The sequence below is a fragment of the Amycolatopsis sp. NPDC000009 genome (assembly GCF_055563465.1).
Genome location: NZ_JBVHDI010000023.1, coordinates 26,713 through 47,299, shown reverse-complemented (window position 1 = coordinate 47,299; position 20,587 = coordinate 26,713). Strand labels below are relative to the sequence as shown.

Genomic DNA, 20,587 nt, shown 5'->3' with positions numbered 1-20,587 from the left:
CGACCGGTCGTGCCGGGTGGTGGACTCAGCTGTCGCCGGGGCCTGGGGCGGATCGGGCCGCGCCGACGAGCTGCTGGTAGAGATCCGCGTCGGTGCCGGTGCCCGGGGATTGCGCCATGTAGATCATCGACTCGCCGGTATCACGCCGGACAAGGACGAGCCGGACCGCGCGGTGGGTGGTCACGTCGACGAACAGATGCTCCGATGCGGAGTGGCGGTGCTCGATCCAGCGATCGAGCAGGCTGGTGAGCCATTCTCCGGCGTCCTCGCGATCCAGCGGGTCGGCGTCGGTGACCTTGATCAGCCCGCGCCGGGCCACGTCGATCGCGGCGTGGTCGACGAGATCCGCGATCCAGGCGGCATGTGCTGACTGGGTGTGAGCGGTGTCCTGAACGGTCAGGGTCGATGTCGTCACGACGCGTCCCTCGTCGCGATCGCGCCCCACACTGGAAGTTCCGGACCCGTGATGTCGGCGGGTTGTGGGCCGCACCAATGCGATACCGGCGCGACGCCGGGGGGTTCGAGCGTCCAGCCGGTGTCGTCGAACCAGCTTTCGACCTCGGCCTGGGATCGTGGCGTCAATTGCGGCTCGGGTGTCAACGCGAAATGCCTGGCCAGGTCATCGAGCGCGGCGGCGGCCGCGCTCTCCGGGGGCGCGGTGCCGAGGGCGCTTACGCCGATCACGCTGCCGGGAGGGAGCTCCTGGTGGTAGGCGCGCATCAGGGCGGTGACGTCACCAGGCCAGTGCGCCGGATCTGCGACCAGGGTGAGACACACCGGTGTCGTGAGGTCCAGCGACCAGCCGCCACGCTCATGCACCTGATGCAGCGGCAACTGGACCTCGTGGACTGCGGCCGTGACCGCCGCGGCCCGTTCCACCTCGAGCACGGCCAGGGCTGTCTCCTGCTGGCCGAACAGCACCGTTTCGCGGGCCACCAGCACCATGCTGGGTGTACCGACGTGGGCCTTGGCCAGGGTGTACGGAGTTTTCCTCTCCGGGCCGAGGGGCAGCGGGGCGCGCAGGACCACGAACTGGCTGATCGCTCGCTCGGCCGCGAACGTGATGACGTCGTAGAGGAAGCGCTGCTGCGCCAGCACACACCAGCGGTAGCCGGGCACGTCGGCGTCGGTCCGCTTTGCCAGTTCGCGGTCCGCGGCGAAGACTCCATCGGATCGAACACCGAAGGTCTCGTCGAGGAGGAAGCCGTTGATACGGCCGATGGTCGGGTGGTCGGCTTCGGCCTGCTGATCGGGGACGGTGCCGTGCGGGGTCAGGAAGTACGGGTCAGGCGTCGAGGTCATGGCCGGGGTTCCTCGCGTGATCGACGGTGCTGGCAGACGGACGTGGTCTCGTGCGGGGCGGGCGGCGTGCGATCACCGTGATCAGCTCCGACGCTGTGTCCGGGCTGGACCGTGACGTTGCGGTGTCCGGCGGGGCCTGGATCTCCACGCCGCTGCACCGGAGGAGGTCCCATTCGTGCGGATCGGTGAACATGTTCAGCACGTCAGAGATGGGGCGCAGGATCAGCGGTGATGGCAGGGAGCTCGTGAACGCGGCCTCCACCGACGATCGTCCCGAATCCGGGGTCGTGGCCGGGTGCTGTGGGGCTACGTGGGTGACCGACACCCGGCTTTCCGAGGGCAGCACGTCCCACAGGTCAGCGAGCAGTGCCTGCGGATCCCAGGTGTGCTGGAGCGCGGAGGACAGCACAACGCAGATCGGTGCGTCGAGGCTGATCTCGCCGTTCGCGGCGGCCGTGCGCAGGCAGGCGCCGAGCCCGGGATCGGAGGACATCCAGCTGACGTCCGGGTTGTCGCGGTAGGTCGCGACCATCCAGGACCGCACCGCGGATTCGGTGTCGTCGAGCAGGTACAGCACGCGACAGCCCGAACCGTCCGACAGCACCTCGTGTACGGGCTTCCACGGTGGGAGGTCAGGGTCGACAACGACGTACTGCCAGAACCCGTCCCTGACCGCCTGGGCGAGGACACGGTCCCGGAACTCGTGCTCGGCCGTGATCGTCGCGGGGAAGGCGGGCATGCAGACGCGGATACGCCACGCCGCCGACAGGGCCCCCGGGTCGTCCCTGCGGCCGCCCAGCGCGGCCCGGGCCCCGGCCCGTGTCACGATCCACTGTGGACAATCAGGGATGGACACCGCTGCAGTGCCGGGTCGGCGTGGGTGCTGACGCATCGTTGTGTGCTTTCGTGATCGTGGAAGTGGTGGTGCCGCACTCGTGCGGTACGTGCCAGGGTCGGCGGACGGAGAAAGGGCCTACTGGTCCGGTGGGGGAGCGATGACCAGCTCGGACATCCGGACCGGCTGCTTGATCACGCCGAAGTCGTGCATCAGGTCCGCCCAGCGCTGCAGCTGCACCGCGGATGGCTTGAGCGGGAAGATTGGAAGTTTCATCAACTGCGCGTCGCCCGCGTCGACCTTCATCTCCCGCACGGCGAGCTGCTGCACGATCTCGGGTTTCGACGTCACCTCGGCCGCGGAGCGGCGCATTGCCTGCTGAAACGCCGCGATCTCCGCCGGGTGCTGTTGCGCCCAGGCAGCAGTGACCACGTAGCTGCCGGTCGGGATCGACTGCTCGAAGCCCCCGCCCTTGATCGGATCGATCAGCGGCTTCAACTGCAGCTTGCTCGCCGGCATGATGTACGGCTCGGGCAGTAGCGCGGCGTCGATCTCGTTGCGGGCGAGCAGCCCCGGCATGTCGGGGAAGTTCGCTCGCGTCCACTGCACGGTCGTGTCGTCGACCTTGTGGGTGGCCATCACGGCGCGTGTGAGCATGTGGCTCACACCGTTCACGCCATTGTGCGCGATCCGTTTCCCGGCCAAGTCCGCCACCGTGGAGACCGAGCCGTCGTTGCGGACCATGATCCACATGGTTTCGGGGCCCGCCATCGCGGCCTGGGCGATGACCCGCAGGTCCAGGCCGCCCGTGGCGACGGCCGAGATGATCGCGACATCACCGGCGTAGGCGATATCAGCGTCCCCGGCCTGCAACTTGGTGATGCCGACCTGCCCGCTCTCGGCAGGGACCGGGGTCACGTCGATTCCGGCGGCGCGGAAGTATCCCTGATCGATCGCCCACCGCAGGGGAGCGGAGTCCAGGATCGTCATCAAGGTCGCCGCCACCTTCGGCCGCGGACCAGACGACTCGTCGGTGTCGCCGCCGAGAAGCCCGCAGGCTGAGGTAACGAGCAGAAGCGTGGCGGCGAGGACGACACTGAGAACGCTGGAACAGCGTTTAGTGGTCAAGCGAGACGATCTCATCATGGTGTCTCCGATAACGACGCAACGGGGAATGGGGAGAGGCAAGGGTGGACGCCGGACGCGAGCCGGCGGGAAACAACAACTTTGGGCCGTAGTGGCACGGTCAGTGCTGCTGACGCTGTCTGAATGGAGTTCGGCGGTGATGCTCGTATGTGGTCAGCAGCAGGCCGCGGAGGGCGTCAGGGCAGCCGCTGCGCGGCTGCAGACTCGGTGAACGCAGCTGATCGCGGTGGAGTCCGGCTTCGGAGAGGATCATCCAGAGCACCGCGGCGCGGCTATCTGCTGTATCCCGGTCCTGGTGCGCCGATGCGAGCATGCGATGCCACAGGAAGGTGGCCTCAGGGTTTGTCAGAACCCAGCCCCGGAACGGGTACTTGCGGGCCGAGTTCGCGCGCTGCAGTGCTGTCCAGGCCACCGTGTACGCCGGGCCCTCGAGTGCGGCGAGTATGTCGTCGACCGGCAGATCTCTCGACAGGGTCGCGCGGACCGTTAGGCCGCACGGCCCGGCCAGCCGGGTGACCGCCGCAGCGTCGGCGACGGCCAGCCGCCCACCTTGGATCTTCACCGCGCGCTCGAGGAAGAGGTCGGCGGCCAGCGCGACCGCGACCGCATGTCTGTCCCGATGAGACTGACGCGTGAACACGTGATCGCGGCGGTCCTCGCCGACGGCGGACAGCACCAGCGCGGGCAGCGACGTCGGACCCTCGTACGCTAGAAGCGCCGTGGAATTCGTTGTGGGCACAGTGTTCCTCCCGTACAGGCCGAGAGCCGGCCGGGGCGGCTCTCTTCGAAATGTGGGTGACTACACGTTCGGCCAGGCCCGTCCCTTGTGTGCGACGCCGGCGAGGTTGAACCGATCGGTGGCGACCCGCTGGCGGAACGGGCCGGGCGGATACCACTCCGGGCACGGCACAGGTACGCGGTCGTTCGTCAGCGCGTGAGGAACAACCAGCGGGAGATCGGCGAACAGTGCCTCGATGTTCTTCTGCGGAAGGAAAGGGCGAGTCCCAAAACCTCGCGCCTCAAGCTGTTTACCCGCCTGCAGCGCCGCCTCAGCGCCATCAGGGTCTTCCGGTGCGCACAGGTGCGTCAGTGCCAGAAACGACCCGTCCGGAAGCGTGTCGATCAAACCGGCTGTGATGTCCTGCGCGGTCCACCTCGTGCCGTGAGGCACGAACGGCAAGGTCCCGCACTGTAGGAGGGCCACCGGGCACTCACGGTCGAGAGGAACATGCTCTTCTTCATACAGCCGGTGGAGGAGGTCGGGATCGTAGATATCGGCCTCAACGACCCGGACAACGGCATTGGCCGAGTTCATGGCAGTGTCGTGCTGGGAGAGTGCGTGGCGGAAGATGACCGGTTCCGCTTCAACATAAAGAACGACAGCATCGAGGTTCGTCCGGTGAATGCGCTCGTGCAGCGGATCCCCGTCCACTGCCCACTGGTCAGCTCCGCAGACGACGAAGGTTCTGACCTGCGTGCGCCGGAGCAGCATCTCGCAGACCCGCACCTGAAACCGGCGGTCCTCCTCAAACAGGCGCCTCGCCGTAGCAGCACCGTCCGGCAGCGCCGCGCTGACCGCACTTGCAGCCTGCCGGTCCTCCTCGTAGTGGTCCTTTCCACCCACCAGCGCGTCGATCAACCGCACACGACTGGGACCATGGTGAAGCGCCGTCAGCTCTGACGGCATCAACCCCTTGGTGGCGACATCGAAAGCCACGGACATCAACCCCTCGAATGTGATGGGGTGATCTTGATGACGCCGAGGTGAAGAAGCCAGGCAATCTAATGGGTAATCTCATCGGCAATCGACCGGCAATCCACCGGCAAGGCGTGCCTGTCACCTGCTTAAATGACGGTTAGTAACCGAACTTCTGGTCTGATTGGGTGACAGAGGTAGTCCATCGGTATGCTGCGCGTTACGAAAGACGCCTGCCATGAGAATGCGAGCTACATTGCGTTCCAGGTCCAGGGGCGTGGTAGCTGGCCCCGAAGGCAAGCGAGGCGATGCCGACATTCCCGAACGGCCCGTGCATCCGAGGATGCCTTACTCAACGCGAAGGCCAACCACCGTAGTTCCTGAATGTCGGCGAGGACACGAAACTCGCTTGTGTGGATCAGGTCGAAGCCGCCATATGCCGCTACAAAGCCGTCGTACGCGTCCTTGGTAAGTCGGTCGAAGTCGGTGTAGTCGACGGCGATTTGCACCAGATCCCACTGGTGGCGGCCGAGGCTGACGGCTTCGAGGTCGAGGAGGACTGCATGGCCGTCATCCAGCACGGCGACGTTGCCCTGCCACGCGTCTCCGTGGATGACATCGTGGCCAGCTGAGTTCGGGAGCGCGGCGTACGACTCGCGGAGGGATGCTTCGTGATCCGTGAGCCAGATGCGGTCGTCGGAATCGAGCCAGATCGCTTCGTGAACGCGGCTGCCAATGTCGGCAAAGGGGTCGTGGCTGGGCAGCTTCAGATGTTGCGGCGGGACGAGTTGGTGCAGTCGCCAAAGGAGTCCGCCGAGCTCCGCCGGAGTGGCCGGCCGATGCGAGGGAAGAAGCTTCCACCAGGTAACCGGGCGGTCCTCCACGCACAGGTCCTGCGGAAGTGTCTCGATTGCCCGGGTGGCGGAAACGCCCTCACTGTTCAGCCAGCGCGACACGGCGACCTCTCGCTGGGCGTAACGACTGCTGCCGGGTGAGCCGATCCGAGCAACGATCCCACCGGGCAGCGCGTACATGACGTTGTTGCCGTCTCGAATCAGCGAAGCGCGCTCGGCGTCCAGGTCAACGATCGCGGCAGCTTGGATCAGGACGCGGAGGGCAGATTCCGAGGTAGATGTCACCAAGTCATAGTCCCAGGGATCCGCTAGGCGAGAGAAGCGATGGTGCTGCGCAGTGTGGCGACCTCCTCGTGGGCGGCATGTGCAGTCGCAACGCTCGCCAGCTGAGTCAGCTCTTCGAGGACTCGCCTTGAACTGATCTGCTTCGCCTCCTCGACGGCCGTAGTCCCGATCGCCGCGGCTTCGACGGGATCTCCTGAAGTCATCAGGAGCGTGGCCAACCGAATACGGGAGAATGTTCGCGAGCGCGGATAGGCGTCGCCGTGCAGGCGAATAGCTGACTGCAGTCGCCCGGCTGCGATCTCTGGACGTTTTTTCTGTTGCGCTTGGATCAGCAAGGCCTTACCGGTGGAGCCAAGATGCTCCGCCTCGTCGTAATAGCACAACCAGGGCGGATCCTCATCAGGAGTCCGCGCGGCAAAACAGTCATCGGCTCGGTCGACATCAGCCGCCGTTTCCTCGCTCCTGCCATTCAAAGCGAGCAACCTGGCGCGCACAGCCCACAGCATAGCCTGGCCAGTTTTCGCAAGCCGGTCTGATCGAACCTGGGCGTACTCAATCGAGGTCAGGGCGTCCTCGTACTCGCCCAGGTATATCTGCTTACGTGCGATCTCGCTCAGAATGTTGGCCCGCAAAGGCCACGCCTTACCCTCAGTAGCTGCCCACAAGCCGAACTGGAAGAAACGGTCAGCCGCTGTGTAATCCGCGATGTCAAACGCCGTGTGGGCGACGACAGAACTCAGATTCGCTACCGCCGCGTACATGTCGCGGCGGACTTCATTCGTTCCAATGGAATTTAGCAATCGCTGCGTCCACCGCAACTGAGCTGCGGCCGCCTCGCACGCCGGTCCGCCGCCGAACTTGTTTTCTGACATCGCGATTGCCCAGGTGATCGCCCGAACCTGGTCGACATCCGCGCGTCCGATCCGCTTCGGGACCGGGGTGGCCACCGTCGTCCGAGCCAGAAACTCCGCAGGTGGCGCGTCCAAGGTCGGGAACATCGCGAGCGCTTCAAACTCAGGGACCTCAGGCAGCCCGATCTGGGCTGGTGCTGTGGGGCTGAGCATCAGGCGGATTTCTTGGTGTGTGTGGTTGAGGGCGGCTGCTAGGCGTAGCTGGTTGTCGCGGGTGGGTGTGGATTTGCCGTGTTCCCAGTTGCGGACAGACTTGGGGTAGACGTCGATGGCCTCTGCGAGACTTTCTTGGGTGTGACCAGCCGCTACGCGTGCGGCGATCAGGTCTTCCCGTCGCTCTCCCACAGTCGGCCTCCCCTCGTCCGCATGTCTGCATCGTTGCAGGTCGAGGCTACCAATTGCCGGTTGATTGCCGGTAGATGCCCGGTCCGAGTGCGCTTTCGGGGCCGCTGGGTTGCAGGTGGGCGGGGTTGTCAGCCTGTCGACCTCGGGGGACGGCCGGCGCACATCGAACGAGCGGCTGGTCAATGCAGTCATTGTTGTTGTGGCGGGGTGGGGTCATGGCAGGCTTATGGTGTTGACAGGCCGTGGGTGGACGACGTGCAGGAGAAGCGTGATCCGTTCAGTCGTTTTCGACGTTGGTGAGACTCTGCTCAAGGATGACCGGGAGTGGGGCGCGTGGGCTGATTGGCTCGGCGTTCCGTTGAACACGTTGTCCGGTCTTGTCGGTGCGGTCACGGCTGCCGGCCATAATAACTCTGAGGCGTTTCAGCTCATTCGTCCGGGTTTTGACCTGGCCGTCGAGCGCCAGTTGCGAGAGGAGGCTGGGGTCGGCGAGCGGATCGAAGAATCAGATCTGTATCCCGACGCGCGTTCCGCGCTGGAGGCTCTGCAGGAAGCGGGCTACTGGCTCGGGATTGCGGGGAATCAGACAGTTGTGGCGGCCAGGCTCCTTCGGCAGCTCGGACTGCCAGTTGACGCGGTCGCCACCTCCGGCGAATGGAACCTAGCGAAGCCGGACCCCGGGTTCTTTCAGCGGGTCAAGGAGTTCGCCCCAGGAGAACCGCATGAGATCGTCTACGTCGGTGATCATCGGGACAACGACGTAGTGCCTGCCCATGCGGCCGGGTTGCGACCTGTGCTGATCCGTCGCGGCCCATTGGGGTACCTGTGGGCGGATGACCCGATCGTGCGCGAGAACGCCGACTGGGTGATCGATTCGCTCGCCGAACTTCCTGAGTTGCTCGCTTCCTGACTACATTCCGGATGAGCTATTGCCCTGCGGTTTGACCAGGTTGGCCGAGAAGTCTCTAACGGCATCCCGCAGGCCGCCATGAGTAACCGGTTCGAGGTGCTCGATAATCTCGAAGACTTGTGGATGTTCGCGAACGTGTTCAGGAGCGATCGTCAAGGCCTTCTGGAAAGCGCTCAGCGCCCGCTCAGGCTGGCCGGCAAGGTGGAAGGCGCGCCCTAGGTCGATGTAGAAGTGTGAGCGACGCTCCGCTGGCATGGCCATGGGAGGAGACCAGCCTCCCGCGAGACGAAGCGCCTGACCTGCGTCGCCGATCTCGACGGCGAGCGACAGCCGATGGATACGCACGGACGCCGCGCCAAATGCCGTACCGAGGTGAATGCCTTCATTTACCAGGCGGGCCACCTGCTGAGCTTCCTCGATGTGGTCCCGCGCTTGAAGGCCGTTCCCCGCCCGTGCGGCCATGACTGCGGCACGCATGTGGAGTGCGCCGTAGGTGGCGGCTGCCGTTTCTGACTCTCCAAAGCGGATGTCATTCGCTGCGGCCTCAAGGATGCGCCTTCCACTCTCGAGGTCTTCGGATGCGAAGAAGACCTCGCCTCGGACATACGAACTTGTCCCGACAAGAAGGCTGTCTTCCGACAGGAGTGAGAATTCTCTAAGTGACTGAATGATTCGCGCCGACAGATCGTAATAGCCGAACTTGTCGGCGATAGCATCAGCTGCTCGATAGGTGAATGCGAGAAGGCGGGCGTACCCGTGCCTGGTGCTGGGTGCTGCCAAAATGATCGCTCGGTGTAGTTCGTTAAGAATTTCGGGTAGTTGAGCTGATAGGGTCGCATAGTCGGATTGCAAACGCCGCTCGACGACTGACTGAATTATCGGTCGGAGATCGCGCAGAGTTCGAGTTTGGCCATCTGGTGGCACATCGCGGGTGTCAAGTGCCCGACGCAAATACGGAATCTGCGAGTGAACGGCACCCGCTACGGCCGAGCTCTCCGGCGCCCCGGCTTGCCAACTGTGGACAGGTATGGCTGGTGCTGTGGGGCTGAGCATCAGGCGGATTTCTTGGTGTGTGTGGTTGAGGGCGGCTGCTAGGCGTAGCTGGTTGTCGCGGGTGGGTGTGGATTTGCCGTGTTCCCAGTTGCGGACAGACTTGGGGTAGACGTCGATGGCCTCTGCGAGACTTTCTTGGGTGTGACCAGCCGCTACGCGTGCGGCGATCAGGTCTTCCCGTCGCTCTCCCACAGTCGGCCTCCCCTCGTCCGCATGTCTGCATCGTTGCAGGTCGAGGCTACCAATTGCCGGTTGATTGCCGGTAGATGCCCGGTCGGATTGCCTGGTGTTGACGGAACGAGAGGAGAAGGATCTAACGGAAGCAGACGTCGCACTTGAAAAGGAACCCATGGTCGCGAGGTATTGGACACAGCGATGCTGGCGGAGCAGCGTGGCACCACAAGCTGATGGGATGCTGGACGTCGGCCTTGCTTGGTGATGATGGGGCTTCCCTGTTTCCGCTTCTACGAGCACCACCAGTCGAGCTCGGATTCCGTGGCGAAGGGCATGACACGAACCCGCGATTGAGGTCGCGGTCATCTGGAGTCGTGCACGTTCTCGATCTCGGAACTCAGCTAGACCATGGGATCCTGCTCCCGTTATGTGTGCGTGCTTCGTACCGTGCCGAACGCGTGTACCGAGGGAGTCAGGGTGCGGACCCGTACGTAGTGACTCTGTCAGCAATTGACTGTCCAATGTGTCTTCACATGATCGGTGACACTGCTACGGCTTGGCTACCTGTCATTCCCACCACAGACTCTACGAATACGGGGCCGCGAATCTGGTGGTCTTCGGTCCGAGCAGATCGTCCGCTGCTTGGTTTTCTGCGGGATCCAGAGGGGTACAAGCAGGCCCGTTCCCACCGCACCGCGGCCAGACACTTGGCGGACTTGGTGGCGCGGGCGCCGGTTACTGAGGTGATCAGTGTTAGGGGCGATGTGCTGTCACACAGCGGAAGCCTGATCGAGCCCGGTTCCGGGAATGACGTCACGGTGCTTGTCCGCCGTGTGATGGCAGGTGCTTGCGCTTGTAGAGGGGATTCAGTGTGTGCGGAGGTGTTGTGCGGTCCGGTCACGTCCGGTTCATGAGTTACAACTTGTTCGCCTACGGCGACGATCTCGAGCGGGCCGAGCTGGTCCACGAGGTGATCCGTCAGCAGCGCGCGGAGGCGGCCAAGGCGGGTGATGCGCTGGTCGTCGCCGTGCAAGAGCTGATCGCCGACGGCCGGACGGCCGGGGTAGCCGGCACGCGGTGGTGTCGTCGGTGGTGGCCGGGAGCCGGTGGGCGGAGTAAGGCGGGGAGTGCGGGGTGGCGGCTGCGGACACTGGCCGAGGCGACCGGCTTGCGGTGTGAGTATCAGCGGAACCGGCCGGCCGTCGGGGTGGGCAATCAGCGTTATCACCTGGGTGTGTTGTGGTCGGACGAGCTGAGCCCGGCGGGCGGGTTCGCCGAGGTAGCAGGTCAGGCGCTGTGGCATGGCTATGTGCAGCTGGACCTGGATGTCAGGTTACGGGAGCCGGTGGCACATGGGTCGTTCCATGCGAGGCCGCATGGGCTGCGTCAGCGCGCGGACGAGTGCGAGGTGGTCGTGAAGCGGGTGTATCGGCCGCCTCACCGGCGGGCGGCACTGGTCGGGCTGGACCGGAACGGGGTCGCGGCGGATCTGCCGGGCTGGCCTCCACAGGCCTCGCGCACGGCGTCGTGGCCGGAGTACGACCACGACCCATACCGCGTGCGCCATGGCGAACCGTGCCGCACAGTCGACTGGGATCGCGAGTTCGTGGACCAGTGCCGAACGTGGATCAACGCCGACGGGACGCGGGGGTGGGAGGCGAACCGGACGGCGGGTCGGGTGCTGTGTGATGGCGGCCTGGTGGACGCGGCCGCGGCGCTCAATGCGCCGTGGGCGGCGACTGTGGGGCATTGGCCGGGTGACCAGGCGTGCGGGCTGCGCCGGTTCGACAGCGTGATCGTCACTCCTAACGTCGTGCGCGGGTTGGTGTCGTGCGACGTGATCGCCAGCGAGTTGGCGAAGAAGGCATCGGATCATCTGCCGGTTGTCGCGCGGTACGCGCCGGCGGCGATCACCCCATCCGCCAGTGAGCGTGCCGGTGGATAGCGGTCGCAGGTAAGTGCATGGTGCTGGGCGAGTGGCGTGACGCCGGGCCTCGATGCGGTCGCGGCGCGGATGGCGTTGCGGCGCAGCAGCTTGAGCGCCCGGTCCGCGTGGTGGCCGACGATCGGCGAACTAGTCATCGAGGCACACGCCGACGGCGCGCCGGACGCCGATTGGTTCGGTCCGGGGGAGGGCGGCCGCGCGTTTGTGCGATGGATACCGCGCTTTGAGCGGTCGCCGTATCGCTTGTGGACGGTCTTGGAGTGGCAGGCACGCGGGATCCCGGTGGTCGATATCGCGGTCCTGGTCGGTGTGCCGGAGGCGCGCGTGCGGTCGTGGTTGACCCGCAACGTGCGCGAGGCATGGAAAGAACAGGAGACGGCTGCGCTGCGAGCGCGGTCGAAGAAGGGGAGAGACGGCATGACGGGCACCGAGCTACGGCTACGGACCGCGACAGCGAACGTGAAACGCGCGGGATACAACCGTGCGACTCGGTTTCACGATCACGAGAAGCTGGCGGCGACTTTGTGCTCGCTGAAGAAAGCGCCGCACGCACTGTACTTGTCCGAGTGCACGCACTACAGCGACAGAACCGATGATCCGGATCCGCTCGAGGAAGTCCTGAAGCTGCTCGGCTCGTTGTGGACGACCCTGGGGCCCGATGGCCGGAAGTTCGGCGAAGTGCCCTATCGCGCCTGGATCTCTGAGGTTCCGGGATCGGTGAACGTCCCTGGATTGTTCGTCGACCCCCGTGTCGTCCAGCCGGACACCTGGTATCGGCTCGGTGGCAGGCGGACCCAGCTGGCCAACACCCTCACCGCCACCATCAACGGCCACCCGTTCAGGTTGAAGTGCGTGCACTGGAACGGATCCCGGGGCGAGACCGGTCTGACCGAGCAGGCGGATCAGGACGGTCAGGTCGCGTCGGAGAACGCGCTGTACGCCGGTGACTTCAACACGACCAGCTCGGCCGAGGGCGAGATCGTGTACGAGAACTGGGGTGCGGTGTGCGACCGGGTGGGTCGTCCGTGGATGCGCAGCCAGAAAGGCATCCGGCGTCCGGACGGCACGTGGGGCACGCACACCGGGATGGACCGGTTCCTGGAGCATGGGTGGTGGGACGCGGGCCAGGTCGCCGGTGACTTCACCCCGACCACGACCGATCCGGAGACCGCGCTGCGGATCGATCGCATCGTTCTCTCGAAGCGGTCACCGGCCCGTTTCGACCCTGACACCTACGCCGTCCACGGCCATCCGCTCCTCGCGAAGGGCGCGACACAGAACGATCACCTGATGGTCAGCGGTGACGTCATCGTCCAGGCGGCAGCATGACCAGGCCAGGCAGGCAGGCGGCTGGGTTGAGCGTGATGCTGTTGCTCGCAACGGTCGTGGCCGGATGCGGTCCGGCCCCGGTGAGCCCGCCGCCGGCACCGACGACCACCCGGACGTTCGGGCTGACGGCCCGGGTCCCGCCGTATGCGGGGGCACCGGCGGTGCGTGATCCGCTTCCGGTCACGGTGCTGTCCGGTCATCCGTGCACGACCGCGCTCACCCCAGGTCAGGTCAGGCAGGTCCTGGGGATCGACGCCGTCGGCAAGCCCGACCGGAACGAACCTGCTGGGCCGACCTGCCTGTGGGAGAACCCGGTGACCGCGCGGATGGTCAGAGTGGGCTTCGCGACGACCCATCGGCAGGGCTTGAGCGCGGTCTACCCTGCCCCAAGCCCGGACGAGGGCTGGGTGTGGCGGGAGCGGACGGTGGGCGGCTTCCCGGCGGTGGCCACGACCCTGGATCCGCAGCGGTATTGCACGGTCGTGGTCGGCGTGGCCGACGACGCCGCGGTGGAAGTCTCGCTGATCGGCCGTACCGGCGACAGCCGCGACGTGTGCACAGAGGCGGGGAAGGCCGCCGAGCTGGTCGTCGCCACGGTGAAGACGGGAGCCGGCCGGTGACGGCGACGTGGTCACCCGAAGGTGCGTGGCACGAGCGGATGGGGCGATGGCCGTCGATGATGGTCGACCACCCCGGGTGGTGGCTGGACGGTGCGGGGCGCTGGCGGCGACTGCTGCGTGGGGGATCGGGAGCGGTGTGGCTGGCTGTCGCCGCGCCGCTCCCGGGCGGCGGCCACGAGTGCGACCTTCACCGCGTTGCCGGGCAGCCTGGTGATGACCCCGAGGTCGACATCACCGACCCCGCCACCGTCACCGGCCAGGAGTCCCGGCTGGGGCAGGAACTCCTCACCGCAGGTTCGGTGGCGCGGATCCGCGCCGGCGACCTGTGGGAGGCGCTGCTCGGCGCGATCTTCCGATGCACCATGCCAGTCGAGCACGCGCGTACCCTCTACCGGAACGCCGCGAAAGCACTCGGGCAGGGCCACGACGGCCCTCTGGGCCGGGAGTGGCTGTTTCCCGGACCGCGCACCGTTCTCGAGCTGTCGGCGGACGTGCTCGACGTGCACGGTCTGGGCGAGGTCCGCGATCGGCTGCGGACCGCGGCGTGGATCACCCGGGCTCTGGAGCCCCAGTGGCGGACTGTGCCGTGGGATGGTCTCCGCACTGTCCTGGCACCGGTGCCACGGATCGGGTCACTGATCACCGGCGCGGCGGTCGCGGACCTGTCCGGAGATTTCCGGTTCCTCACGCCCGGCGACTTCCTGGTCCGGAAGTGCGTCCATGCCCTGGATCCCGTGACGTGCTGGCCCGAGGACGCTGCGGAATTCGGCGTCCGGTGGCAGGCCATGACCGGTGACCAGCGATCGGCCTGGACGCTGCTGGTCCTCGGCAGAGGATCCCGAGACGTGTTGTGGTGAGCCCGGGTTCAGCGGAGGGTGTGTCGCCCGGCGGGAAGCTCGAGGGTCGTCGGGTCGGCGAGGAGAACGCTGAGGTCGCGCGGGAGTCGGCAGCGGATCCGGCGGCGCCACGGTGGCCGCGGACAGGCCTCGCAGGTGCCGCGGGTGTCGATCTCATGCTGGGCCAGCACGGCACGCAGGGCGCCGGTCAGGAGTGGAATCCCTGGCCCGGCGGCCTGTTCCAGCGCGGCGCCGCCCTCGAGGGCGACGCGGTCGTAGTCGTCGAGGCGCTTGGCCACGTTGTCGGTGAACGCTGCGGAGAGTACGTAGTTCACGGGATCCTCGGAGACGTAGTGGTGCTCGTGCGGGTACTGGCACTGGAATCGGCGGCAGGGGGTAAACGACAGCCGGAGCGTCGCGCGGTGATGGGCGGTCGTCGCTTCCGGTCAGCTTGCGTCGTGGTGGGGCGAGAACGTCGCTGTGGGTTTGTTCGCTCCGGCAAGACGGTGTGGTCAGAAGGGCTGTGACCGAGCCCGCGGTCATGGATGGAAGTGCCGGGTCCGCAGGCTGCGGCGGGAAGCGGGGTAGTAGACCGCTGACGGCAATCCTGTGGCGGCGATGGCCCCGTCGCGGTTCGGAGGGTTGATCCCTGGCCGGTCAGGGCGAGGCAGGTCGGGGTTCACGAGCGCGTTCCCGGCCGCCGCCCGCTTGGAGGCACGTGTTTGGGTCCGGTTGTGGGCAGTTGACGGAGCTTGTCCAGGACTCGTGTCATGAGGGCAACGTCCGGTATCGGGAGCGGGCGGCGGTCGTGCCGTGTTTCGGAGAACGGCATTGGTCGCCGCGCGAGCTGCAGCGGCGGTGGGCGGTAGGTGCGCCGGTCGGCGCTGAGCATCGCGGCCGCGGGAAGCCGGTGTCTCGGCACGGTGGGCGCCAGCATCACGGCGGGGGTCTCCTCGGGGTTCAGCGAGCCGACCAGCGGCAGGTAGGTGGTGGGTGGGTCCGGGCAGCGGGGGCGTGCGGTCAGGGTCAGTTCGCGTTTGCCGCAGGGGCAGTGGCGGCAGGTGCACCGTCGTTGTGTCAGGCGCACTGTCCAGCGGGTGAGTTCGCGCTCGGGGTCTGTGACGGCTGGACCCCAGTGGTGCCGGTCGCGGGCGCAGCCGGGGCATGGCGTGTCCGGGTGCACAGCACGGTGGGTTAGGCGCGGAGCCGGGCGCCGGGGAGCGCCGGACCGGCGTCAGGGAGCCTCGGGCGTCCGTGCGTTGTGAGCGCGGGCGTCGTGTCGCCGCGTGGTGTCGGGGCAGGCTGGGAACTGGTGCGGGCGGTGGCGGCCCGGTTCCGGCGGCCGGTTGCTCGGATGCTGATGCGGGCGCTCATCGGCTGGTGTCCTGCGGGGCTGCGGGGCGGTGAGCGTCGACGAGCTGCGACTTCCACATGACGAAGCCGTGCCCGTACTCGTAGGCGGTCTCTTTCCAGGTCCAGGTGGTGCAGGAGTGGCCACCGACTTCGAAACAGTCGCCGGGCCGGGCGACGATCGGCGTGGGAGTGGGCGTGGGCCGGGTGGCGGTGGGTGGTGTCATGGTCGGTCTTCTCCTTGTCGGGTGGGAGGGTGCTCCGCGCCGGGGCGGGGTGTGCGCCGGACGGGTGGCGGCCGCCGGTGCTGGCCGGGCTTGGGGAAGTTCCGGTCAGCGTTGTGGTCACGGCGCGCGGCGCGGAGCACCTGGCAGGGGGCGGGACGGCGGTCTGTCGGCTGTGGAGGCGCCCACGGTCGGGGTGCGGCGTGCGGCCCGAGAGGTTGTGAGGTCGTCGAGACCAGGTGGGTGTGGGGCGGTGCCGGGAATCGGGACCGCCGCGAGGATGCGGTCGACGGCGCTGGGGGCATCCGGTGGGCTGTCGCGCAGGTGGCGCCATCGGACGCCGCGGACTCCCGGCGCCCGGAGACGCAGATCGAGGGGAGTGGTGGTCGTGACCATCACGAGCGTCCCGGCCTGGTCGGCGTCGTCGGTGGTTCTCTGGCTGGTGGCGCCGAGGTGGCGGATTCCCGTCCCGGTCAGGCCCCAATCCGACAGCAGCCAAGTGATCGCGTTCGCGATCGATTCCTCGGGGACGTGCTCGAGCGAGGGCAGTTCCCACACCGGGGTGCGAAAAGGTGGGGTCACTGTCCATTGCAGAACACAGTCCTGGTGAACAATCGCCACGATGAGGCGGGCATCTGTCTCCGCTGGAATCACGATTTCCTCTAGTCGGTGCAAACATTTCTCGATCGGCGGTGATGCTCGCCGACGTCGCCGTGGGTGTTGGGCGGTACCGGTTTAATGGTGGTGCCGTGTTGCGAGCGTGCCTCGGGCAATTACCTCGGGGAACCCATTGCCGGTGCAGTCAGGTGCAGCACGCTGCACGCACCGGTGCAGCGCGGTTGCATTTCCACTGGCGGTCTGTGCACAGTGGAGCGGACCAGGGGAGGGCATGAATGGTGTTCCATTGGACCGCGCATTCGGCGATGGCGTTGAGGTCCGCGCTGAACCTCAAGCTCGCCGACTTCGCCGATCTGCTCGGCCTCAGCCGCAGTACCGTCGGCCATTGGAGCGCGCCGGGTTCCCCGGCGAGTCCGGGACTGGAAGCGCAGGAATTGCTCTCGATCGCCCTGGAGCGCGCCAGCTCGGAGGTGCAGACCCGGTTCTGGTCCACGGTGGCCGGCGGAACCGACACACCGGTGGTGAGTGCCGACGGCCCGGACGTCGGCGCCCAGATCCAGGACGCGGCGGCCCAGTCGATGACGATGGCGGACGAGGCCATGCGGCTCGCTTCGTCCGCCGAGCAACTGACGTATCTGCGGGACGAGCTCTGCCGGATCGCTGTCGCCTACGTCCACACACCTTTGGCGGACGTGGTCGCCGACCTGCGGGAGGCGCAGAAGACGCTGGCGGCGATCACCCGCACACCGCACCGGCCAGGCGACGCGCAAGAGATCACGGTCCTCAGCGGCGTCCTGTGCCTGTTGCTGGCCCACGCGAGCCAGAACTCCGGCGACCTGAAATCAGCGCTCCGGCAGCTGCGGGCGGCGAGCACCTTCGCGACCGTGGCCGACAGCGACGCGCTGCGCGCCTGGGGCCTCGGATCGGCGGCCCTGATGCTCGAATGGTCCTCCCGCCCCGATGAGGCCGCACGCCGCGCACACGCGGGCCTGCAGCACCCGGCGAGCCTCGAATCGCGCCGCCGTCTCCTCGCGATCACCGCACGATCAGCGGCCCGCGCCGGCGATGCTCCCGCCGCGCGGGACGCACTCGCCCGCCTGGCCGACCTGAACCCCGCGGCCGGCGACGACGGCGACGAGGTGGTGCGGTTCGGGGGACTGCTGGGATTCCCCGAGACGAAACTGACCTACTACCGCGGCGGTGCTCTCACTCTCCTCGGCGACTACGAACACGCCGAGACCTGCGCGCTGCAGGCGATCGAGGACTACGAGACTGGTGCCCCGCAAGACCGCTCCTACGGGGACGAGGCACTCGCCCGGCTCGACGTGACCCGCGCCCGCCTCTTCCAGGACAACATCACCGGCGCACTCGAGGCGGTCGAACCCGTCCTCACCCTGCACCCTCAGCTGCGCATCGAGCAGATCGACAACGCCGTCCGGCTCGTACGCGCCGACACGCGGACCCTGACCTTGCGAGGCCACCATGACGCCGCACAGCTCGACGACCGTCTCGCGGGCTACCTCGCCACCGCAGGATCAGTGCCGCGCGCACTACCATCAGCCGGTGCCTGATCTCCCGGACACTGACGCCCTGCTCCACGCCTGCCGCGAAGCGGGCCTCGACGCCGCCACCGCGATCCCGCTCCGGCGGCACGCCACCGCCGTCTACCGCCTGCACACCACGGGCCAGGACCTCGTGGCGAAGGTCGCGCCGATCGCCACCTGCGGCCGCGCCGACCGCGCCGTGCGGCTGACACGCTGGCTCCGCGCACACGGATTCCCCTGTTCGGAACCGGCCAACGTCACCCAGCCGATCGAGACAGGCGAGTTGGTCGTCACCTTCTGGAAGCACTACGACCAGGCCCAGCGCCCGGCACCCGGAGCAGGGCATCTCGGGCACCTGCTCCGGCACCTGCACTCTCTGCCCACGCCACCCGTCGACCTGCCCGCGGCCGCCCCGCTGCAGCAGTTCGCGGACCTGGTCGCCTCAGCGACCGCGCTGCCGGAACGCGACCGGACGTGGCTGATCGAGGAGCGTCACCGCCTGCTCGCCGACTACACCGCACTGGACTTCCCGCTCGGCATCGGAATGCTCCACGGCGACGCCTACCCCGGCAACACCCTCTGGGACGGCGACACAGTCCTGCTCGGCGACTGGGACGAACCCGCCTATGGCCCCCGCGAACTCGACCTCGCGCCCACCCTGCAGGGCGGAATCCGGTTCGGCCGCAGCACCGCCGAACTCGACGCCTTCACCACCGCCTACGGCCACGACCCCCGCGACTGGCCCGGCCTGCCCACCCTCACCGGTCTGCGCGACATGCACACCCTCGGCTCCTTCATCCGACGGGCCCAGCACGGCGACACCACCGCAGCGACCGAACTCGACATCCGGATCGCGTCACTGCGCCGCCGCGACAACTCCAGCTGGCGCGCCGCCTGAGCGGCGACACCCATGGCTGACCTCACCGTCACCTCCGCATAGCGTCCAGCCGCCGGCACCGGCGACGACAAGATCATCATCACGTCGAACGCGGTCGAACGCGGTCGACCGCTGAGGACGATGCCGGACTCTTCGGTGACTTCACGACAGGCGGCCTCGTGGAGAGTCTCGCCATCCTCGACCCCACCGCCGGGGAGTCCGGGTCTATCCCGTGATCGGTGTTTCCGGCGTTGTTGATCAGTAGGTTTCGGCTCCCGGCCAGCGGTCACCGAATGTGATGGCGAAGGCGTTGATCACGGGCTTCCAGCGCATCGTCCATCGGGCGCGGCCTGCCCCGGTCGGGTCCAGGCTGCGGGTCACAAGGTACAGGCACTTCATCGCGGCCTGCTCGGTCGGGAAGTGTCCTCGCGCGCGAATCGCCCGCCGGTAGCGGGCGTTCAATGATTCGATCGCGTTGGTGGAGCAGATCATGCGCCTGATCTCGATGTCGTAGTCGAGGAACGGCACGAACTCGTCCCAGGCGTTACGCCACAGTCGAATCATCCCTCGATATTTCGCACCCCATTTCTCTTCGAGTTCATCCAGTGCGGCCATCGCGACGTCAGGATTGGGGGCCGTGTAGATGGGTTTGATGTCTCGTTTCACCTCGTCCCAATCCCGACGAGAAGCGAGCCGGAAGGTGTTGCGAATCAAATGCACGATGCACGTTTGGACGATGGTTTGCGGCCACACGTTCGTCACGACTTCCGGCAGTCCCTTGAGGCCGTCGCAGACGAGGAAGAACACGTCCCGGACGCCGCGGTTCTTCAGATCGATCAGCACGCTCATCCAGAACTTCGCGCCGTCACCGCCGACGCCCATCCACAGTCCGAGCACGTCCTTCCGCCCGTCCACGGTGACGCCGATAGCGGCGTAGACAGGCCTGTTGGCGACCTGCCCGTCGCGGACCTTGACGTGAATCGCGTCGATGAACACGGCCACGTATACCGCGTCGAGCGGCCGTCCGGCCCAGTCCTGCATCTCGGCGACGACCTTGTCGGTGATCCGCGAGACCGTTTCCTTGCTGACCGAGGATCCGTAGATCTCGGCGAAATGTGCCGAAATGTCCCCGGTCGTCATTCCCTTCGCATACAACGACAACACGATCTCATCCACCTCGGTAAGCCGCCGTTGCCGCTTCTTCACGATCTGCGGCTCGAACGTGCTTTCCCGATCCCGAGGAACGTTGATGCCGACCTCGCCCGCGGCATCCGAAACCACCGTTTTAGGCCGAGTACCGTTCCGGACATTCGTCGACTCGCGGCCCGGCTCGGCCTGGTTCTTCTCATGCCCGAGGTGCTCAGTCATCTCCTCGTTCAGCGCGGTTTCCAGCACATTCTTGGTGAACAGCTTCAGCAGGCCATCCGGGCCGGTCAACGCCAACCCCCGCGCCTTCGCCTCAGCCACCATCGCCGCCGCAGCAGCCTGCTCCGGCGACAGCTCACGCGCCGGCTTGGACTCACTCTTGCGTGGACTCACAAGGTCCGATGTCATCACTCACAGTGCCCATCCCGCCGGACCTCAGCCCGGCGTGTCGGGCCGGAAACACTGATCTTGGAACAGTCCCGGGAGTCCCCCCAGCGATGAGCGGGATCGTCGGGATCGCAGGCGTGAAGGAGGAGGGGTGCGATGCAGATTGTCGAGCAGTAGAACCCGGGCACCGATACGGAGTT

The 20,587-nt window shown here is 66.7% G+C and carries 20 protein-coding genes and 1 pseudogene; 7 read left to right on the top strand and 14 right to left on the bottom strand.

Annotated elements, in window-relative coordinates; translation table 11 throughout:
- Positions 1–25: 25 nt before the first annotated feature.
- From ACZ3HL_RS37970 to ACZ3HL_RS37935, 8 genes are all read right to left on the bottom strand, one after another.
- Positions 26–415 carry a hypothetical protein gene (locus ACZ3HL_RS37970; RefSeq protein WP_465536359.1) on the bottom strand — a complete coding sequence of 130 codons (390 nt, stop codon included), beginning with the start codon at positions 413–415 and terminating at the stop codon, positions 26–28.
- Entirely contained in the window at positions 412–1,302 is an 891-nt protein-coding gene (locus ACZ3HL_RS37965) for an SAM-dependent methyltransferase (protein WP_465536357.1), read from the bottom strand. Before ACZ3HL_RS37965 ends, ACZ3HL_RS37970 begins: the two co-directional genes overlap by 4 nt.
- Positions 1,286–2,128, bottom strand: a complete 843-nt coding sequence (locus tag ACZ3HL_RS37960) for an SAM-dependent methyltransferase (protein ID WP_465536356.1) — start codon at positions 2,126–2,128, stop codon at positions 1,286–1,288. Before ACZ3HL_RS37960 ends, ACZ3HL_RS37965 begins: the two co-directional genes overlap by 17 nt.
- A gap of 147 nt (positions 2,129–2,275) precedes the next feature.
- Positions 2,276–3,325 carry an ABC transporter substrate-binding protein gene (locus ACZ3HL_RS37955; RefSeq protein ID WP_465536354.1) on the bottom strand — a complete coding sequence of 350 codons (1,050 nt, stop codon included), beginning with the start codon at positions 3,323–3,325 and terminating at the stop codon, positions 2,276–2,278.
- Between the two features lie 58 nt (positions 3,326–3,383).
- Complete coding sequence (locus ACZ3HL_RS37950; RefSeq protein ID WP_465536352.1) at positions 3,384–3,959, bottom strand: hypothetical protein; 576 nt, start codon at positions 3,957–3,959, stop codon at positions 3,384–3,386.
- 123 nt (positions 3,960–4,082) lie between these two features.
- A complete protein-coding gene (locus ACZ3HL_RS37945; RefSeq protein ID WP_465536350.1) occupies positions 4,083–5,000 on the bottom strand; it encodes an SAM-dependent methyltransferase in 918 nt (305 codons plus the stop codon).
- Positions 5,001–5,230: 230 nt separating this feature from the next.
- The gene (locus tag ACZ3HL_RS37940; protein ID WP_465536348.1) at positions 5,231–6,118 is read right to left on the bottom strand and encodes a phosphotransferase; all 888 of its coding nucleotides are present in this window, start codon (positions 6,116–6,118) and stop codon (positions 5,231–5,233) included.
- Between the two features lie 23 nt (positions 6,119–6,141).
- Positions 6,142–7,374 carry a helix-turn-helix transcriptional regulator gene (locus ACZ3HL_RS37935; protein ID WP_465536347.1) on the bottom strand — a complete coding sequence of 411 codons (1,233 nt, stop codon included), beginning with the start codon at positions 7,372–7,374 and terminating at the stop codon, positions 6,142–6,144.
- A 268-nt stretch (positions 7,375–7,642) separates the two neighbouring features.
- On the opposite strand from ACZ3HL_RS37935, the gene ACZ3HL_RS37930 reads away from it, so the two are divergent.
- Positions 7,643–8,284 (top strand): HAD family hydrolase, encoded by a 642-nt coding sequence (locus tag ACZ3HL_RS37930; protein ID WP_465536345.1) that lies wholly within the window; start codon positions 7,643–7,645, stop codon positions 8,282–8,284.
- Here the strand turns inward: ACZ3HL_RS37930 and ACZ3HL_RS37925 are convergent, their stop codons facing one another.
- The gene (locus ACZ3HL_RS37925) at positions 8,285–9,529 is read right to left on the bottom strand and encodes a helix-turn-helix transcriptional regulator (RefSeq protein ID WP_465536343.1); all 1,245 of its coding nucleotides are present in this window, start codon (positions 9,527–9,529) and stop codon (positions 8,285–8,287) included.
- A 904-nt stretch (positions 9,530–10,433) separates the two neighbouring features.
- Here ACZ3HL_RS37925 and ACZ3HL_RS37920 point away from each other — a divergent pair.
- The 4 genes from ACZ3HL_RS37920 to ACZ3HL_RS37905 are packed head-to-tail and all read left to right on the top strand — an operon-like array spanning position 10,434 to position 14,262.
- The gene (locus ACZ3HL_RS37920) at positions 10,434–11,456 is read left to right on the top strand and encodes a hypothetical protein (protein WP_465536341.1); all 1,023 of its coding nucleotides are present in this window, start codon (positions 10,434–10,436) and stop codon (positions 11,454–11,456) included.
- A gap of 36 nt (positions 11,457–11,492) precedes the next feature.
- On the top strand, positions 11,493–12,785 hold the full coding sequence (locus tag ACZ3HL_RS37915) for a hypothetical protein (protein ID WP_465536339.1): 1,293 nt from the start codon (positions 11,493–11,495) through the stop codon (positions 12,783–12,785).
- A 35-nt stretch (positions 12,786–12,820) separates the two neighbouring features.
- Entirely contained in the window at positions 12,821–13,405 is a 585-nt protein-coding gene (locus tag ACZ3HL_RS37910; RefSeq protein ID WP_465536338.1) for a DUF3558 family protein, read from the top strand.
- A complete protein-coding gene (locus ACZ3HL_RS37905; protein WP_465536337.1) occupies positions 13,402–14,262 on the top strand; it encodes a DNA glycosylase family protein in 861 nt (286 codons plus the stop codon). Before ACZ3HL_RS37910 ends, ACZ3HL_RS37905 begins: the two co-directional genes overlap by 4 nt.
- Positions 14,263–14,270: 8 nt before the next feature.
- Here ACZ3HL_RS37905 and ACZ3HL_RS37900 read toward each other — a convergent pair whose 3' ends face one another.
- The 3 genes from ACZ3HL_RS37900 to ACZ3HL_RS37890 all read right to left on the bottom strand — a co-directional run bounded on the left by ACZ3HL_RS37900 (position 14,271) and on the right by ACZ3HL_RS37890 (position 16,397).
- The gene (locus tag ACZ3HL_RS37900) at positions 14,271–14,576 is read right to left on the bottom strand and encodes a hypothetical protein (protein ID WP_465536335.1); all 306 of its coding nucleotides are present in this window, start codon (positions 14,574–14,576) and stop codon (positions 14,271–14,273) included.
- A gap of 1,035 nt (positions 14,577–15,611) precedes the next feature.
- Positions 15,612–15,818 carry a hypothetical protein gene (locus ACZ3HL_RS37895; protein WP_465536333.1) on the bottom strand — a complete coding sequence of 69 codons (207 nt, stop codon included), beginning with the start codon at positions 15,816–15,818 and terminating at the stop codon, positions 15,612–15,614.
- Between the two features lie 117 nt (positions 15,819–15,935).
- Entirely contained in the window at positions 15,936–16,397 is a 462-nt protein-coding gene (locus ACZ3HL_RS37890) for a hypothetical protein (RefSeq protein ID WP_465536332.1), read from the bottom strand.
- 311 nt (positions 16,398–16,708) lie between these two features.
- Here ACZ3HL_RS37890 and ACZ3HL_RS37885 point away from each other — a divergent pair, with 311 nt between their 5' ends.
- Together ACZ3HL_RS37885 and ACZ3HL_RS37880 are read left to right on the top strand one after the other, a co-directional pair.
- Complete coding sequence (locus ACZ3HL_RS37885; RefSeq protein ID WP_465536330.1) at positions 16,709–18,004, top strand: helix-turn-helix domain-containing protein; 1,296 nt, start codon at positions 16,709–16,711, stop codon at positions 18,002–18,004.
- Positions 17,997–18,875, top strand: a complete 879-nt coding sequence (locus ACZ3HL_RS37880) for a phosphotransferase (protein WP_465536329.1) — start codon at positions 17,997–17,999, stop codon at positions 18,873–18,875. The genes ACZ3HL_RS37885 and ACZ3HL_RS37880 overlap by 8 nt, the downstream gene beginning before the upstream one ends.
- Before the next feature lie 128 nt (positions 18,876–19,003).
- On the opposite strand, the pseudogene ACZ3HL_RS37875 reads toward ACZ3HL_RS37880, so the two are convergent.
- A pseudogene (locus ACZ3HL_RS37875) lies at positions 19,004–19,144 on the bottom strand (NUDIX hydrolase); the annotation flags it as partial.
- Positions 19,113–20,408, bottom strand: a complete 1,296-nt coding sequence (locus ACZ3HL_RS37870; protein WP_465536327.1) for an IS256 family transposase — start codon at positions 20,406–20,408, stop codon at positions 19,113–19,115. The pseudogene ACZ3HL_RS37875 and the gene ACZ3HL_RS37870, both read right to left, overlap by 32 nt.
- Positions 20,409–20,587: the final 179 nt, after the last annotated feature.